This window comes from Arcanobacterium phocae (assembly GCF_900105865.1).
Classification (GTDB): Bacteria; Actinomycetota; Actinomycetes; order Actinomycetales; family Actinomycetaceae; genus Arcanobacterium; species Arcanobacterium phocae.
Genome location: NZ_LT629804.1, coordinates 1,162,069 through 1,178,807, shown reverse-complemented (window position 1 = coordinate 1,178,807; position 16,739 = coordinate 1,162,069). Strand labels below are relative to the sequence as shown.

General features: G+C 49.6%; 14 protein-coding genes. 4 read left to right on the top strand and 10 right to left on the bottom strand.

The window, feature by feature from the left end; translation table 11 throughout:
- Nucleotides 1-17: 17 nt before the first annotated feature.
- The 3 genes from BLT51_RS05165 to BLT51_RS05155 form a co-directional block, all read right to left on the bottom strand.
- Nucleotides 18-1,490 (bottom strand): galactose-1-phosphate uridylyltransferase, encoded by a 1,473-nt coding sequence (locus tag BLT51_RS05165; protein ID WP_091280676.1) that lies wholly within the window; start codon nucleotides 1,488-1,490, stop codon nucleotides 18-20.
- 220 nt (nucleotides 1,491-1,710) lie between these two features.
- On the bottom strand, nucleotides 1,711-3,120 hold the full coding sequence (locus BLT51_RS05160) for an NAD(P)/FAD-dependent oxidoreductase (protein ID WP_091280674.1): 1,410 nt from the start codon (nucleotides 3,118-3,120) through the stop codon (nucleotides 1,711-1,713).
- A gap of 158 nt (nucleotides 3,121-3,278) precedes the next feature.
- Nucleotides 3,279-5,549, bottom strand: a complete 2,271-nt coding sequence (locus BLT51_RS05155; protein ID WP_091280672.1) for a bifunctional metallophosphatase/5'-nucleotidase — start codon at nucleotides 5,547-5,549, stop codon at nucleotides 3,279-3,281.
- A gap of 170 nt (nucleotides 5,550-5,719) precedes the next feature.
- Here BLT51_RS05155 and BLT51_RS05150 point away from each other — a divergent pair, with 170 nt between their 5' ends.
- Nucleotides 5,720-6,301, top strand: a complete 582-nt coding sequence (locus tag BLT51_RS05150) for a TetR/AcrR family transcriptional regulator (RefSeq protein ID WP_231943905.1) — start codon at nucleotides 5,720-5,722, stop codon at nucleotides 6,299-6,301.
- A gap of 10 nt (nucleotides 6,302-6,311) precedes the next feature.
- On the opposite strand, the gene BLT51_RS05145 is transcribed toward BLT51_RS05150, so the two are convergent.
- The 4 genes from BLT51_RS05145 to BLT51_RS05130 all read right to left on the bottom strand — a co-directional run bounded on the left by BLT51_RS05145 (nucleotide 6,312) and on the right by BLT51_RS05130 (nucleotide 11,532).
- Nucleotides 6,312-7,157 (bottom strand): NisI/SpaI family lantibiotic immunity lipoprotein, encoded by an 846-nt coding sequence (locus BLT51_RS05145; RefSeq protein ID WP_172801322.1) that lies wholly within the window; start codon nucleotides 7,155-7,157, stop codon nucleotides 6,312-6,314.
- Nucleotides 7,158-7,237: 80 nt separating this feature from the next.
- Nucleotides 7,238-8,665 carry an adenylosuccinate lyase gene (gene purB / locus BLT51_RS05140; RefSeq protein WP_091280667.1) on the bottom strand — a complete coding sequence of 476 codons (1,428 nt, stop codon included), beginning with the start codon at nucleotides 8,663-8,665 and terminating at the stop codon, nucleotides 7,238-7,240.
- A 96-nt stretch (nucleotides 8,666-8,761) separates the two neighbouring features.
- On the bottom strand, nucleotides 8,762-10,057 hold the full coding sequence (locus BLT51_RS05135) for an adenylosuccinate synthase (RefSeq protein ID WP_091280665.1): 1,296 nt from the start codon (nucleotides 10,055-10,057) through the stop codon (nucleotides 8,762-8,764).
- Nucleotides 10,058-10,086: 29 nt separating this feature from the next.
- Entirely contained in the window at nucleotides 10,087-11,532 is a 1,446-nt protein-coding gene (locus BLT51_RS05130; RefSeq protein WP_091280664.1) for a GuaB1 family IMP dehydrogenase-related protein, read from the bottom strand.
- A gap of 192 nt (nucleotides 11,533-11,724) precedes the next feature.
- Here BLT51_RS05130 and BLT51_RS05125 point away from each other — a divergent pair, with 192 nt between their 5' ends.
- The 3 genes from BLT51_RS05125 to BLT51_RS05115 are packed head-to-tail and all read left to right on the top strand — an operon-like array spanning nucleotide 11,725 to nucleotide 14,321.
- Nucleotides 11,725-13,404 carry a hypothetical protein gene (locus tag BLT51_RS05125; protein WP_091280661.1) on the top strand — a complete coding sequence of 560 codons (1,680 nt, stop codon included), beginning with the start codon at nucleotides 11,725-11,727 and terminating at the stop codon, nucleotides 13,402-13,404.
- Nucleotides 13,405-13,435: 31 nt separating this feature from the next.
- Nucleotides 13,436-13,666: a Rib/alpha-like domain-containing protein gene (locus BLT51_RS05120; RefSeq protein ID WP_157672918.1), complete on the top strand. Its 231-nt coding sequence runs from the start codon at nucleotides 13,436-13,438 to the stop codon at nucleotides 13,664-13,666.
- Complete coding sequence (locus tag BLT51_RS05115) at nucleotides 13,650-14,321, top strand: Rib/alpha-like domain-containing protein (RefSeq protein WP_091280657.1); 672 nt, start codon at nucleotides 13,650-13,652, stop codon at nucleotides 14,319-14,321. The genes BLT51_RS05120 and BLT51_RS05115 overlap by 17 nt, the downstream gene beginning before the upstream one ends.
- Before the next feature lie 56 nt (nucleotides 14,322-14,377).
- Here BLT51_RS05115 and BLT51_RS05110 read toward each other — a convergent pair whose 3' ends face one another.
- From BLT51_RS05110 to BLT51_RS05100, 3 genes are all read right to left on the bottom strand, one after another.
- On the bottom strand, nucleotides 14,378-15,523 hold the full coding sequence (locus BLT51_RS05110) for a Cna B-type domain-containing protein (protein WP_157672916.1): 1,146 nt from the start codon (nucleotides 15,521-15,523) through the stop codon (nucleotides 14,378-14,380).
- Nucleotides 15,524-15,694: 171 nt separating this feature from the next.
- Nucleotides 15,695-15,982, bottom strand: a complete 288-nt coding sequence (locus BLT51_RS05105; RefSeq protein WP_091280652.1) for a hypothetical protein — start codon at nucleotides 15,980-15,982, stop codon at nucleotides 15,695-15,697.
- Nucleotides 15,979-16,638, bottom strand: a complete 660-nt coding sequence (locus tag BLT51_RS05100) for a hypothetical protein (protein WP_157672915.1) — start codon at nucleotides 16,636-16,638, stop codon at nucleotides 15,979-15,981. The genes BLT51_RS05105 and BLT51_RS05100 overlap by 4 nt, the downstream gene beginning before the upstream one ends.
- Between the last annotated feature and the right edge of the window lie 101 nt (nucleotides 16,639-16,739).

Here is a 16,739-nt window from a genome sequence, read left to right as displayed (position 1 = left end):
ATTGTTATTCTGCCCATTTATAGCTTGACCATACCGAGGTTTTCTAGGAACGATACAAGTCTCTGCTCTTCTTTGAATACAGCCGTGTTGGTCAAGATGCGTTCACAGATACTGCCCAGCTCTTCGCGAATCGCAGCATCGATAGCTGAGCGTTCTTGGCTACCTTGCAACGTAGCACGAACTTCCGAATCAACAAGCGAGAACTCTGCTATCTCCGCTGGAAGCTCATGCCCATTTTCAATCGCGTCTGCCAAGATGCCAAGCTGTCGCTGTAATCGAGCAGGCAGGATAAAGAGGCCTTGAGCTTCGATAAGCCCAATAGATTCCTGTTTAATAGCGAAGAATTCTGGATGCGCATGGAACACGCCTGCCGGGAATTCTTCACTGGTGATGTTCGACCGGAAAATAATGCTCATCTCATAGCCACGGTCAGTCACACTACACGTTGGGGACACGCCAGAATGGATACCGTCTTGATCGCGCGGAATGATACCGATTTCCGGTTCCGAAAAGCTCTCCCAAGCATCAGATATCCGTGCGCTAACACGCGCCACTGCATCTCGGTCACGGCCCACAACGCGCACAACCGTTGAGAACCAATCGACGATTTCAACGACGACGTCGGGCTCATCCGCTAGCGTGAACGTAGCAGTTGCTGATGCCTTTTGCATCGGTAGTACTTCCCCACCTCCCTGGTAGTGGTCGTGTCCCAGAACAGAGCCCCCGATGCGCGGCAACGTGGCGTTACAACCAATAAAGTACTGCGGGAATTGATCCACAAAATCCATCAGGCGATAAAAAGTTCGGTGATCGATATGCATCGGGGTGTGCTCAGTATTCACTGCAATTCCGTGCTGATCAAAATACCCATAGGGAGAGAACTGCCAGAACCATTCTTGCCCGTCTAAGTGCAGTGGAACGGTACGTAAAGTTGCCTTTTGCCGCCCCACAAATCCTTCATTCTCATGGCAGATAACACATTGCGGATAGCCACCGGCTACCGAGTTACCAGTTGCCGCTTTCTTCGGATCTCGAAATTCAGGTTTCGCTAAATTGATGGTGATAGTGAGTTTCCCGATGTCAAAGCGTGGATTCCTATCTAAAACTGCGCGTTTGACGTAATGGTTTGCCACGCAGTAGTCATAGAACCAGCGCATCGCCGTCATTCCGCCGTGTTCCGCTGCCATGGCTTGGTAGCGGTCATCTATTTCAGCGGGACGCAAGGACAGGATTCCCATAACGCGGTCTGCTAAGGCATTTTCGTCTTGTTCGGAGATTAATCCTGCTTCCACGCATGCGTGTGTAAAATCTGCGATCACTTTGTCAGGCTTATCATCGGTACATGTTTCCCCGGTAGGACGGTAACCATCAAGGCTAAAGATCGCAAAAATAAGGTTACGAACATAATCTTCATTTCGAGGATCTAACGCTAGGTGTTTGCGTGAATAATCGATGAGTTTATCTACGGCTTTGTAGATTGATTCATTCATGTTGGCTCACTTTCGGATTTATTACAATCATAATGTACCCCCGATGTGTGCGCTCGTTCACCTAAAAACCGCTTTTCAGTTATCTTTTTAGACGACGCATCTAATACGTCTTCATCAAATAACGAAAACGGACATCACCCGGAATCTATTGTTCCAAGTAATGTCCGCATAATGTTCGGGAGAACTATCGAAGTCTCAGGAGCTCTCCCAATATTTTCGCTTAGCTATTGGCGTTGTTATCGTCAAGCTGCTGACGGGATGCTTTCTCAGCAATCTTAGCTAACGGTTCTGGATCGACGTCACCCAAAATCAGATGTCCAGAAGCATGGTCTCCGAGTGCCTTTAGCGCGAGCCGCCCAACGAGTTGTTGGTTCGTCGTCGAACGCGCGGAACGAGCATTGGACAAATAGCTAATCGCCCACCGCATCAACGTCGAAAAACGTGTCTTGAATCCGGAGAGCGTCAAAATATGGAGGACGCACCAGGCTAGCCAGGCAATAAAACCATCGAATTCTAGTTTGCCAATTTTGACGACTGCTTTGGATTTGGCGATTGTGGCCATGGACCCTTTGTCGTTGTATTCGAATTTCTCTGCAGTAGGCTTTCCAGCAAGCCGGTCGATAATTGCTTGAGCAGCAAAGCGCCCTGGCTGGATTGCACCTTGGGCTACCCCAGGAACGCCATCGAGTGACATCATGTCACCGACAACAAAAATCTCAGGATGGCCCGGAATCGTCAAGTCTGGATTGACCCGCACGCGCCCGGCACGATCAAGCTCAACTCCGGTGCGTTCTTGTAGCTTCTTACCCAACGGTGATCCTTGGACGCCAGCTGACCACACCTTGCAGATCGAATTGATTGTTTGTTCGTTACCTTCTCGATCACGCAATGTCACAGTACGGTCAGTCATTCCGACAACCATCTGTCCCATCAGAACGTCAATGCCAAGCTTTTCGAGTGCTTTACGTGTGCGCTTACCAAGACTTTCGCCGAATGGCGGCAATGGATGATCTGCTCCATCAACAAGGATCACGCGAGCATCACGTGGATCAAAGTTACGGAATTCTTTTTTAAGGGTCTTGGAGGCGAGTTCGCGAATCTGTCCGGCAACTTCAACGCCGGTTGGTCCTGCGCCGACGACGACGAACGTCAGAATATCCTGGCGCTTTTGCGGATCATCTTCTAGCTCTGCTATTTCGAAAGCGCCTAGGATACGGGCGCGAATTTCTAGTGCATCGTCAATCGTTTTCAGGCCTGGAGCATAGCGAGAAAACTGGTCATTGCCAAAATAAGACTGATCGGCCCCAGCAGCTACAATGAGCGAATCGTAACCGGTGCGCACTTCACGGTTGTGGTAACGCCATACAACTTCTTGAGCATCAACGTCTATGTCTTCAACGAGGCCCAAAAGCACCTGCGCATTACGTTGTTTGGAGAGGATTTCACGAGTAGTTGGAGCGATTTCACCTGGTGACAAAATACCGGTTGCTACTTGATACAGCAAGGGTTGGAACAAGTGGTGAGTCGTACGAGATATCATCGTGACGTCCACATGAGCCTTGCGTAAGGCTTTGGTTGCAAATAAGCCGCCGAATCCTGATCCGATAACAACTACTCGATGTTGAGACACTCTTTCTCCCCTACTTAGATATTCCAATCAATGCACTACTCTACTCGATTTACGCACAGTAATCGTTGCGTAAATTGTTACGGTTATAACTATTAAAATGAACCAAGCCGCACCGAAGGTTTATTCGGTGCGGCTTGGCTCTTAAATTGAGCTTGCTGTCAGTTCATTGACCGGCGATGTTTCGCACCGATAAGAACGCCACCAGCAAGCAACATCAGTGCTGCCAGTCCGGCTATCTGCGCACCTGCAAAACCAGTCTTTGCCAGCTTAGAAGTCTTCGACGTATCTGATCCGGGCTTCTTTCCACCCTTTGGATCCTGCGGAGTCTTTCCTGCCGTGTCTGATTGTGCATTCTTACCGCAATCAACTTTGACTGTTAAACCAGCTTCTTTAGTCACAACAGTTCCAAAGTCAGTAGCTACTGCAACTGGCATGTCTACAACTCCGGTAGTTGCCTGACAGATACCTGCAGTAGACAATGTGACGGAAGCTTGTCCGGCACCGTCAGTGGTGATTACTGATGTTTCTTTTTCAGCATTCGGCTCAAGAAGCGTGTTATCGACGGCGATTGTTTGTGATGCCGCCCCAACAGTAACAGTTGCCTGTTTGGTCATTCCATTACCTTCAGTGAATGATAGTCCCCGCAGCGGAATGGTGATATCAACACCTTCAGGAATAACTTCTGTTGGCAGTGTAATACCAACTCCACGCTTAAGTGTGGCGGCGGTGAGCTTCGGTCCGGTGATCTTCTTCAAATACTTGTTGAAACCGTCGCGATCGAGTTCGCCGAATGTCTTTACCGGCAAGCCCTTCTCAAAATAGCCGTCGCCACCTTGCAAAACAAATGTCATAGAGCCAACGTTATAGGTCTTGTCCATGTCCATTGGCTGTCCGTTCAGCAAAATCGACGTAATCCGCTCGCCGGCAGGCTTTGTTGCATCGTAGGTGTACGTGAGGTTCGACGACGTTCCCAACCGCAGCATCGGACGGGAGTTTTGTGAATTCAAATTAGTTTTCCACTGATTTTCAAGTGCCTGCTTGAACTGCTTACCCGTCATAGGCGCATAACCTAGTTCGTTGGAGAATGGCAGCGCCTTATATGTATCGGCGTATGTGAGCACACCGTTGGTTGGAACAAGATCGGCCCGCAATCCACCAGCATTGACGACGCCAAAATCAACCGGAGTTGTCCCATCGATCGTTACTTGGTCAAGAATCGAATCAGCTACGAGGTTCCCCAGAGTCGACTCGACACCGCGGTTCGACCCTGGCTCAGGCTGTTCTTTTCCGGGCTCTAAGAACACGCCACGATTCCACTGTGTTTTTACGCCCGAAACGATCTCAACTTTGCCAGCTTCTTTAGCTGCGTCTTGGGCAGCTTTAACGACTTTTGCTGCTGATGCATTTTCGAGGCAATCAGGATCACTCTTGTCCACAACGTCCTGAGCTGGAATCAAGATTGAATCTGCTTTAACTACTTTGTTGGCTTTTTTGTCAAACTCTACCCGTACCAATCCGAGGTTATCGGTATATGATCCGGAAGAGATTCCAGCAAGTAGCGGATTAACCGAATCGAGTTTAACTACGGAGTCAACCTTATCGAATTCATACGGGACGTGGGTATCTCCACCCATCAATACGTCAATTTCGGCAGGCATCTTCGGGTAGTTGTTCTTGACATCGTCGTCAAGCATTGCAACGACAATCTGAGCCTTGCCGCCGTCTTTAAGTTCCTTAGCCAGATCTCCCAGCTCAGCAATAGGGTCTTCGAAGGTTAATCCTTTAGTAGTATCTGGGCTGAGTTTAAAAGGCACATCTTGTGCAATCGCACCGATGAACGCGACTTTCACTCCGTCGAGCTCAGTCACAGCATAATCTTTCAAATACGGGGTATCTTTTCCGTCGACTTTGTAAGATCCCATTCCCTTCACATTGGCGCCCAAATACGGGAAACCAACCTGAACAAATTCTTTTGTATTACTTCCATCCACTCGTTGTTTGAAAACTGGTTGACCAAGGTCCAATTCGTGGTTACCAATAGTTGACCCAATAACCGGCAGTTCGTTGAGAGCTGCAATCGTTGGATTATCTTTTTGCGACCCGGAGGTATACGGTGATGCACCGATATTATCCCCTAAGAGCGTCAAAGTAGACTTCGGATTGGTTTTATAAGCATCTCGCAAATAGCATTGCACTGCCGCAATACCAGATTCACTGACTTTTTCCCGCTTAGTCTTTTTATCAGTTTTGGCGACCTTTTCAATATGTCCGTGGATATCGGTTAAGTTGTAAAGGTCTAGGGTGACAACTTCACTGTTATCTACACTAGTAGTATTCGTTGCCTCATCTGCCCAAGCTGACGTCGGCGCAAGAACTAACGCTACCGCTAAGCCTGCACCACACAACGGGCGGGATAAATGTTTACGCATATCATATCTCCATCGATTAGATCTCAAAGCAAACAGTTCCAGACTAACAATTTGACAGCGTTGTGAACAATAGAGATCTGTTAAAAATGTTTAATTGATTTGTAAACTGATAGTCTGATGTTGACTTTTATTCCATATAATTCCTATTCTGGCTAAGGAGAGTGATAAAAATGGTCAAGCAAGCACGCAGTATGCAAACCCGCAAGTCGATTCTCGATGCCACGCATCGAGTCATTATTCGAGATGGTGCCTCAAAGATCACCGTGTCGGCTATCACCGCCGAGGCTGATATCACTCGGTCGCTTTTTTACCATTATTTCGCAACTAAGGAAGAAGTGGTAGAAGCGCTTCTTGACTACGTGATTGATGAATTCCTCGAAGAACTCGAGGAATGGAACAACGCTCGCGAGCCAGGAAATATTGAGAAAGCCTTAGACGAAGCCACCGTGCTGATGCGTAAAATTCTCCATGAGGACGGTCCTTTTGCCACGAGCCTAGCGCATGACGCAAATGCTCAGTTGTATCTTGTCTTCATTGACCGAGCGGCCCGCAGAATTGCACTCTATATTAGCGAAACAACAGTCCAAGACTACGAGAAGCGGCACTCTATCAGTATTTCCCATATCAATGAAACTCTCTACATTCTGCTCACTGGCTTGGCTGCACTCATCCGGTCAAACCCCGAAATTTCCAACGAAAAGATCGCCCGAATCATCGCTGAGACTCTACACTTACACACTCATTTCATCTAAAAACGATGTCTCATTCTATGCGCCGTGCTAGTCGGTAACTACCGTTGATTTCAACCGCTAACTCTTGATCTGGATCGCTGCCCTGTATGCGAGACACTTCTCCGTAATTCCACACATCACGCTCTTTGTCCGATTGTGCTCCCAGCCAGTCAATTTCAGCAAGCTGCTTTTTAGATAGTGGACGGGCAGTCTCGACGTCGAACACAACGATATCGTCTATTCCACCGATCAGTTCTCCCAGTTGGCGGTCGCCGAGTTTTTCATTCGTGACCGCATAACGTTGCCCGTAAGCATAGAATACGTAAGCATTTTCCGGATCGAGGCGGAGGGATGCCTCGTGGCTATCACTGGACGCATCTTGCGCAAGAGGTTGCGGAGTATAGAGTTCACTCCCTGGATCAAGCTGACGTTCGTCAACTGCGCGGTAACGTTGATTTCCAATATCGACGAGTAGTGCCGTGGATTCGCCGTGGTCCCGGTAGACGTTGAAAAATTGTACTGTATGGTTACCTGGCTGCTTTTGCTCGCCATCTACCGCAAGATCTGAGTCGTACATGGTGGTTGCATCTTGGTAGGCCACTACCTTGCCAGTTTTATCGACAACAACGAGTTGACGGATATATCCGATCCAGTCCCCGACTTGCTCGTCTTCTGCTCGCTGGGCGGTGATGGCATAGGTTATATCACCACACGAAAAATGCTGAATATCGGGATATGTCAGCTGACAGTGGATTTTGTCCCGTGCATAGTAGCGAGTGAGCGCCTCAAACGTTGAGCATCCTGAACATAACAACACTGTAGCTAACAGTAATGCAGGAATCCTTAGCCATTGTTGTATCCTCGACTTTTTATTCATAACTCGATTATGATGCATTCACACTCGAGTTGAAATAGCCCGGCTTCTACTTTTTTAGTAGAGCTACCTCTACCATCAGACTAAACCGCTAGCAGCTGATCGCTTGGCTGGCACTCCCCAATCGCTTGACGCACACTAACCAAATAGTTATCAACCTGCTGTGGACAGCGTCCAATAAACGCAGCCGGATCGAGCACTGCGTTCAGTTCCTCTTCGGTCATATTGAACTCGGCATGCGTGGCAAGCGCACCCAGAAGATCAAACGGTTCGCCAGCCTTCATCAAGGCGGTCGCGCGATGGGATTCTTCGCGAATCAATTCGTGTAATTCTTGCCGATCACCGCCACGCTTAACTGCTTCCATCAAAATATTTTCGGTAGCAATAAATGGCAAATAGTCACGCACCGACTTTGCAATGATCTGGTCGTTCACATGCAGATTAAACGTCACATTCATACACAGGCGCAAAATTGCGTCGGTCGCCAAGAAGCCTTCCGGCATCGAGATGCGACGGTTTGCTGAATCATCAAGGGTTCGTTCAAACCACTGAGTGGCCGCCGTCATCGTGGGGTTGGCAACGTCAGACATCACGTAACGTGCCAAGGAACAAATGCGCTCGGTACGCATCGGATTGCGCTTGTACGGCATCGCACTCGAACCGATTTGCTGAGCCTCGAACGGTTCTTCAACTTGGCGATCGTGTTGTAGCAAGCGAATATCTTGCGCCATACGGTATGCGCTTTGCGCGATCGACGACAAGCAATTCATGATCCGCGAATCGAATTTACGCGGATAGGTTTGTCCAGCAACATCGAAAAGTCGATCGAATCCGAAATCTTTCGCAATCCGCGAGTTCATCTGATCGATACGTTCCTCATCGCCGTCGAACAGCTCCATGAAGCTTGCTTCCGTTCCGGTGGTTCCCCGACAACCAAGGAAACGAACAGACGAAATCACGAAGTCGAGCTCTTCAAGATCTGCCATGAAATCCTGCATCCACAAGGTAGCGCGTTTGCCAACCGTCACCAGCTGGGCAGGCTGATAATGCGTGTATCCCAGCGTTGGCATAGCTCGATACTGTTGGGCAAACTGCGCCAAATTAGCAATGACAGTACACAAAGAACGTCGCACATGTAACAATGCATCACGATATATGACTAGATCCCCGTTATCAGTCACGTAGCAGCTGGTAGCCCCCAGATGGATAATACCGGCGGCATCTGGTGCAACCTGGCCAAAAGCGAAGACGTGCGCCATCACGTCGTGGCGGACCTGTGCTTCGCGAGCGGCCACCACATCCCAATCGATATCCGCAACGTGATCGCGGAGTTGAGCAACCTGTTCGCTCGAAATCGGCAACCCCAGTTCGTGCTGTGCACGAGCTAACGACACCCACAGCTTTCGCCAGGTTTCGATACGAGTTCGTTGAGAGAACTGCTCGACCATGAAATCTGACGCGTAGCGGGTCGTTAGCGGATTGACATAGCGATTCTTGGCTGAATGATCCACGAGGACTGCTCTTTTCTGGGATAAGTAGTGCAACTAGAAATAATTATAGATCTGGCCGTGGAAGCTCCACGGCTGCCACAGCCAGCCGAAGGTTATCTATCGAACAATATAGGCTTCGCGCTGCGCGCCCACACTCACATACCGAATATGGCATCCAATACTCTCTTCAATGAACTCCACGTAGGCACGTGCCTGTTCTGGAAGCTCATCCCACGTGCGGCAGCCACTGATGTCGCTCTTCCAACCTGGTAGCTTGATTTCCACTGGCTTAGCAGCGTCGAGCTCGGCTGGGAACGGGAAGCTTTCAGTCTTTCCGCTTGGAGTGTCGTATGCGATACAAACTGGAATTTCATCCATGTCAGAGAGAACATCCATTTTCGTCAGCGCGATCTCAGTGGCTCCTTGCATCTGGATTCCGTAGCGGGTGGCAACCAGATCGAGTGGACCAACCCGGCGCGGCCGTCCGGTGGTGGCGCCATACTCACCACCAGCATCCCGCAATTTATCAGCCTTTTCACCGAACCATTCACACGTGAATGGACCGGCTCCAACACACGTGGAATACGCCTTGACCACAGCCGTCACTCGATCGAGTTGCAAACTCGGCAGTCCGGCACCAACTGGAGCGTATGCCGCAATGGTGTTTGACGACGTCGTAAATGGGTGAATACCAAAATCGATATCGCGTAAGGCGCCAAGCTGAGCTTCGAACAAGATACGCTTGCCGTCCTTCTTTGCCTGCGATAGCACGTCAGCGGTGTCGGCCAAGTATGGCACGAGACGCATCGCCCAGGTGTCGATCCATTCCATGACGTCGTCCAGTTTCGCCTCTGGCGCCCCGTAAACCTTGGTAAGCGTGAGGTTCTTCCATTCAAGAAGGTCCGCGACATGTTGGCGGAGCCGTTCTGGATCACGCAATTCACCGGCTAGAATCGTCTTCTTTTGGAATTTATCGGAGTAGAATGGTGCAATGCCTTGGCGAGTAGAACCGTACTGCTTATCAGCTAGTCGCATTTCCTCTAGCGTGTCTAGTTCCCAATGCCACGGTAAAAGTAGCGATGCGCGTTCCGAAACCACCAAGTTTTCTGGGCTCACCGATACACCTTGCTGGGCAATCGTATCGATTTCGGTAAACAGCTGTTCTGCGTTCAGAGCCACTCCGTTACCGAGGATGTTGAGCACGCCGTCGTTAAAGATACCTGACGGCAACAGGTGCAATGCGAACGTTCCGTAATCGTTGACGACGGTGTGTCCAGCGTTTCCGCCACCTTGGTAACGCACAACGACGTCGTAATCGGCAGCCAACAGGTCAACCATTCGGCCTTTGCCTTCGTCTCCCCAGTTAGCTCCGACGATAGCCGCACACGAACCAGAATTTTCTTTCTTGAACATAATAATTCTTTCTCTCAGACCACAGATTGTTACCACGACGTCGGTACTGGCGCGCCTTCGCGATAGCCCGACGATGACTGAATACCAACGATTGCGCGCTGGGCAAACTCCGCAATATTTTGCGAACCAGCGTAGGTGAAGGAGGAACGAACACCAGAGATGATCTGGTCAATCAGGTCTTCTACTCCGGGACGTTCTGGATCGATGAACATGCGAGCAACCGAAATACCTTCTTCGAACAGCGCCTTGCGTGCTCGATCGAAAGCTGATTCACGGGCAGTGCGGTTGCGCACCGCGCGCTTAGATGCCATGCCGAAGGATTCTTTGTAAGCTCGACCATTGGCATCGTAGTTGACGTCACCAGGCGATTCGTATGTTCCGGCAAACCAGGAACCCACCATGACGTTGGATGCACCGGCCGCGAGTGCGAGGGCAACGTCGCGCGGGTGGCGGACTCCGCCGTCGGCCCACACATGTGCACCGAGTTTCTTCGCTTCTGCAGCACATTCGAGAACTGCAGAGAACTGCGGCCGTCCAACGCCGGTCTGCATACGGGTGGTGCACATCGCACCTGGCCCCACACCCACTTTCACAATAGATGCCCCGGCCTCAACCAAGTCCCGAACACCGTCTGCGGCTACCACGTTTCCGGCAACAAGCGGGAATCCGGCAGGCAAAATGGCCCGGACCGCACGCACGGTTTCGAGCATTTTGTCTTGGTACCCGTGGGCAGTATCAACAACGAGGAGGTCTACCCCACCCGCCACAAGCTGTTGTGCTTTACCAACTGGATCGCCGTTCATTCCAATAGCAGCACCGATACGCAGGTGGCCGTGGGCGTCAACTGCTGGCTTATAGATGGTGGCACGCACTGCTCCGGCGCGGGTTAGAACGCCGAGTAAAGCGCCGTCGTCGTCAACAACTGGCGCTAGTTGATGATGATGGGACTTGAGAATCTCGTATGCTTCGCGTGGATCGATACCAGCTGGCAGGGTGAAAAGTTCAGTGGACATGACGTCACGAACTTGGGTGAACCGATCAACGCCGGTTAAGTCTTTTTCTACGACTAAGCCAACCGGTACGTTGGTTTCAGGATCGACGACGACGGCAGCTCCGTGCGCACGCTTCGGAATTAATCCCAGCGCATATCCGCAAGTGTGGTGTGGTTTGACAACGACGGGGGTGTCATAAACCAGATGACGAGACTTAACAGCTGCAATTGTGTCAATAACAATATTGGTTGGGATATCTTGCGGAATAATGACCAGACCGCCCCGACGGGCGACTGTTTCCGCCATGCGCTTGCCTGCAATAGCCGTCATATTTGCAACCACGAGCGGGATTGTGGTTCCCGACCCATCGCTGGTTGCTAGATTGACGTTGCTCCGGGATCCGACCGAGGAACGGGACGGAACCATGAAGACATCGTCGTAAGTGAGATCAAAAGTGGGCACAGTATTGTTTAAGAATTTCACTAAGAAACTCTATCGATGTTGCGAACCAAAAATCCAGAATTCAACACAAGTTCTCATATCGTGAAATAGACCCGTCCCACAACGCGAGATGCATATATACCCTCCCCTCTTAGGACTTTGAGCTAGCGCAACAGAAAAATTATTAGGGTACCCTAAATTACGCGATACTTTTATTAGTTCGATAGGACGTTTATGAAACTTTTTAAACTCGTTACCGCGCTAGCAATAGGCAGTCTTTGCCTGAGCGCACTTATCATTCCAGCAACTGCAATCCCCTCATCAGCAGCCGGTCAGCAAGAAGGATTCAATATTTCTTTTGAAGAAATCACAGACGGCTCGCAACGCCATCTACAATGGTCGCACACCAACTGCATCCCAGTTACCGGTGAAACTGCAACCGTCACATACACAATGACTAAAGATGGCGCTAACATTCCCCTCAATGGTCAAACTCGATTGCAATTAGAGACTAACGATGCCGGTACTTACCACCTTGACGCGGTATGCAACTACAGCCAGTGGTTGGCACCGGTTAAAAAATCTATGGAGCTGAAGGTCAGCCCACTACCGCAAAGCCCCAAACCCCCGGAAAATAAACCACAAGACGATGAACCGTTCACACTTTATTTCGATAAAGTTGGCGAGGGCGTTGATGCAAAACTAGCATGGCACACAACAGGATGCCGCGCTCCTTCTCCAGCGACGCTCACGCTCACGCGTGATAATACTCCAATAAATATAGATAGCCTCAGCGAGTTAACTCTTAAAGATCAGCCAGCTGGAACATACACAATACGCGCTACATGTTCCCCTGAATGGCTTGTGCCAACTACTCTTACTAAATCTATCGTCGTATCAGCTTCGCAACCAGATCAGCCAACACCAGAACCAGAATCTACACCAGATAATGAAATGGCAATCGACGTAGCTGAGTTCACTGAGTCGCTAACTGGACGCACCTTATCTTGGAACGTTTCTGGTTGCTCTGTAACGAACCGCAAAACAGTCAATGTTTCCATACTATTCAATGGCAATAAGGCGCAACTTCGACGTTCTTCACGCACTGAAAGTGTGAATGCTTCCCAGTGGCCAACTGGCGTCTACACAATCGAAGCGCAGTGCCGATCACTTGACGGCCACAAGGTCTACAGCACGCAATCACGCGATATCACCTTGACCCGTGCCAACTTGCCCGTCACTTTTGCAGGGGAGCCATTAAACTACCTCATTCCACGGCCTGGCGATCGTGTGCGTATCTCATCATATCCATCGCATCAGCAGTTGCTTCTCACCGACGGCACCAAAGCTGAACCTTTTGCTCCAGGTGAAGACGTCGAACTTTTTGTTACCTTCGATGATTCTTCAGAAAGAACCAGCATTGGACATATCACAGCTAACAACAGCGGTCACGTAGATACCACTATCTGGATCCCGCTCAACGAAAAAGCCACGAGTTTTACTATTTTTGCAGTCGGAACAACGAATAAATACCAACTTGACTACCGTTCGCTTCTCACATCAAAGCCAGCATACGGCATTAAAGTATCTAAAGCCGACGCAACAGTTCGAAACATTCGCGTCTCTTCATATCGCAACGATGAACTATCCAGTGACAATGCTTTTACTAAGAACAGTACCATCACGATAAAAGTTCTCGATCCGTCAGGATCAGTAGTCATGAGCACCCCTGCAACAACCACTAACGATGGTTCCCTAGATACCGTCATCTCGCTGCCCAGTGGGCTAAGCGATGGACGCTATACCGTAATAGCGGCCACTCCTTTAGCATTACGCGGCAACTATTCTGCCTACTTCTATCTCAAAGATAATGAGGCATGGGCACAATGGGATACCACCTACAGCACAGACTGAGACACATGCCTGGGAGTTATTGTATCCAGACATGGAAGTCAAACAGCGAGAAACTTTCAAGGGTACATTGACGGCAACTTTATTCGGCAAAGATCGTGGAGTGCCCCGCGGCATCACGTATGCTACTGATCCCAGCACACCAGATTGGGTACAAATCGATCCGACAACTGGAACGATCACGGCTGCCCCCAACGAATACACCGCTGTACAAAAATACACTTTCACGGTGATCGCGACGCATCCGGATGCGTATAGCAACTAAATTGCCAGTGCATATTACTGTTCTTCCAACAAATAGCTCCCAGCCTGATTCTTCTGCTTGGACGCTATCTTATCCAGACTTAACACTCAAACAGCGAGAAACTCAAAAACTCGATGTTATTGCAACATTATTTGGCAAGAACCGCGGTATGCCAAAGGATATTATATTCAACGCTGGAGCACAGATGCCGAGTTGGCTTGACGTCGATCCACGATCTGGAACAATTACCGTCCATCCGGATGAGTATGTCGAGTTACGTGACTATAGCTTTACTGTGACTGCTGTGTACACAGATGGTACACACAAAAATATCCCGGTTAGGATCACAGTAATCGAAGCTGATCCCCAAACCACCTTCCCACTATTCCCACTCAAACCAGCTAAAAAGGTTACTCCAGCTCTAAAGCTTACTCCTGCCTTACCGCAAACAGATCACACACCGGAGCAGAAGCCTCAAGAGCAGGACCAACAAGGACAACAGCAGCATCAAGATCAGACCCATCACGATCAGAAAGAGAAGCCACACGCACCGATTGCACTTCCTGCTCAATCAGCAAGCTTGGCAAAAACAGGTTTTACTGGATTGATTCTTGTAGGTTTCGCCTTATTGTTCATTACAGTGGGAGGCTTATTCAGGTATAAGCAGCACTCATAATCCTCATTAGAAATAGCAGTGGGGAGTACATTACCATGATGTACTCCCCACTGTTTCTATTTGGAGATCGTTCTTCGGTACGTGAGGAATGCTCCTACTACGCCACTAGCCAATGCCATGAAGACCATACCAGCAGGAAGACTAATACCCGTTCTTGCTAAATCGCCCCCGGGCCCAGGCACAACCGGCGGAGTCGGAGGCACAACCGGTTTATGGCTGTTAGTTAGCACAAATCCAGTCTGCGCATCGCCACTAACTGTTACCTGATAGCCTTCAACTACTTCCTCAGCAACCGAGTAAACGATCGCCCGGCCATCTTTCGTCCGTGGTAGATCCGTAAATTGAGCAGACCAGTTATTGTCCGCATTGAGCTCAACATGCTTCCCAGTCGGCATACCATCAGCCAACAATTCCACACTAATCTTCAACGGACGTAAACCGTCTACGTCATCGCCGTCATCCCAAACTTTCGTCACGAGAACATTAACGTAATCTGGATGGTTGACCGCCTTCGCTACACCAGGCACAGTCATCGAAACAAGTTCTCCGGCGTCGTTCTTTCCCGCTTGGATAGGTATCTCGAATACTGTGTATTGGCGCGAAATAAGGTAGGGCTCGGGCATGCTGAGTTCTTTAACAACGTATCGTCCTGGCTCCAATGACGGCTCACCAGCTGGCATGTACGTGCCGTCAACGCCAGTCACGAACGTCCCGTCACTAGTCTCGAAATCGTCCAAAACTACCTGTTGTGCTGTGAGTTCTGCACAGGCTTGCGGATCAGTTGCGTCACAGACTTTGATGTCTTCGACGTCAGTTGGGACCTCAGTTACTACCCCACATGCACTTGGCGTATTATCGACAACCTTATATAACGCGAATTTCGCGCCCGCAATCGGCACACCGTCAGGATTAGTCTTCTCAACTCGGAACGTACCGGGATTCTTTTTATACGTGAAATAAAGATGTTGCGTTTCATATCCAACCTGCTTGTGGTAAGACAATTTGATGTTCGGCGCAGGCTTGAAGAGCGGAATACCGCCAGACCCCATGGAATCAAAAACGCCTTTTTCTTCTACTGGGAGATCGTTATCCACGTAAGTGTATCCCGGAATCTCCTTCTTCACCGATTCAAACGTTGGCTTGTATGGAAGATTCTTATCCCCATAATCCAGGAACTGTCCAGCAGCGCTATCGTAATTCATCGGACGCAGGCCCGACGCCGAAGCCCAGGTGCCTGGCTGGCGTAACGAAAATTCGTACGGCCAGCGACCCAACCCATAGCTACCAGAGCCGTCTGCTACCTGTACTTCATCAGTACTTGCTGCAATATTTGGATACTTCTTAGGCAGTTCAGGATATATTTCGGCTGTTTTCTAGGAAGCAAGCACCGGCGAAAGGAACTGGGACGAATCTTCCAAACACGCAATTGTTGTGTATGTTGACCCCGCTAATTCGCCAGACCAACTAGCTAACGGGCGATGCGGCAGCTTAATCGGTTGCCCATCTGATTCAGTATCGGTAATACCTAATGCTTGGCGATACTCAGAATCGAGAACATATCGGAAATCAGCGTAGGCAGGGATTGACACGTGAAGACCATTAGCTTTCGCACCAATAGAGCCTCCCTCAGTATCTCCGGTTGAACCGGTCCCAATTGTCATGCCCCATAGTCACCAAAAACTGGTAGGTAGGCATCCCACACAAATGTGTGTTCTTCGTCGAACTCAAACACATCGTCAAAAACAATGTGCTTTGGTTCGAAGAATCCGGTTGGACGATCCGGGATATGACTCCACGTGCCGTCAGCTTTCTTTACGACGACGGATTCTTGATCAGCTGGATCATAAAGCGCGGTATCGATTGGCTTGCCGTCGAGCAACATATTCTCCACTGGCTTCCAAAAATATGGATCGTTCGAGTCGCGACGCGTATACTGCCAAGTCACTCCAAGACGAAACTGTTTAGTAGGCGCGGTATTTTCGCCAACTGTTTGATCCCCGGTGTAATACCAGCGCATGGTGGTTCGCACACCATCGCACGGATTAATAACCGTGCGGAAGCCAAACGTTGATATATGGGTGACTTGCGGATTAGCTTCACGCAAACACCCATCCCCCGGATCACCCGGTTTCCACTGCGGATCAGCCTTGCCATGGATCCATTCGAAAGATAGGTCATATTGTGGAAAGGGCCGTTGAGTGGCCTGTGCTGTCCCCACAATCGAGATGAGGAGACTGAAAATAATACTGACGGCCACAACGAAGACTCCCCAAGTTTTCTTCGCAATTTGGCCAGTTGTCTTTTGAAATGTATTCACAACCACTCAACTGCACTTTATACTCACATAGAAATCTTCTATTACTGGCATCCTATCTTGTTAAGGGACGCCATGTAGCTGTTATGCTAGTTTGCCGTTTT

What these genes read in the sequence shown, in the direction of transcription:
- BLT51_RS05115 (WP_091280657.1), top strand. Translation starts at nt 13,650, where the DNA reads ATGCGTATAGCAACTAAATTGCCAGTGCATATTACTGTTCTTCCAACA.
- BLT51_RS05150 (WP_231943905.1), top strand. Translation starts at nt 5,720, where the DNA reads ATGGTCAAGCAAGCACGCAGTATGCAAACCCGCAAGTCGATTCTCGAT.
- BLT51_RS05105 (WP_091280652.1), bottom strand. Translation starts at nt 15,982, where the DNA reads ATGACAATTGGGACCGGTTCAACCGGAGATACTGAGGGAGGCTCTATT.
- BLT51_RS05125 (WP_091280661.1), top strand. Translation starts at nt 11,725, where the DNA reads ATGAAACTTTTTAAACTCGTTACCGCGCTAGCAATAGGCAGTCTTTGC.
- BLT51_RS05135 (WP_091280665.1), bottom strand. Translation starts at nt 10,057, where the DNA reads ATGTTCAAGAAAGAAAATTCTGGTTCGTGTGCGGCTATCGTCGGAGCT.
- BLT51_RS05165 (WP_091280676.1), bottom strand. Translation starts at nt 1,490, where the DNA reads ATGAATGAATCAATCTACAAAGCCGTAGATAAACTCATCGATTATTCA.
- BLT51_RS05145 (WP_172801322.1), bottom strand. Translation starts at nt 7,157, where the DNA reads ATGAATAAAAAGTCGAGGATACAACAATGGCTAAGGATTCCTGCATTA.
- BLT51_RS05120 (WP_157672918.1), top strand. Translation starts at nt 13,436, where the DNA reads ATGGAAGTCAAACAGCGAGAAACTTTCAAGGGTACATTGACGGCAACT.
- BLT51_RS05110 (WP_157672916.1), bottom strand. Translation starts at nt 15,523, where the DNA reads ATGAATTACGATAGCGCTGCTGGACAGTTCCTGGATTATGGGGATAAG.
- BLT51_RS05155 (WP_091280672.1), bottom strand. Translation starts at nt 5,549, where the DNA reads ATGCGTAAACATTTATCCCGCCCGTTGTGTGGTGCAGGCTTAGCGGTA.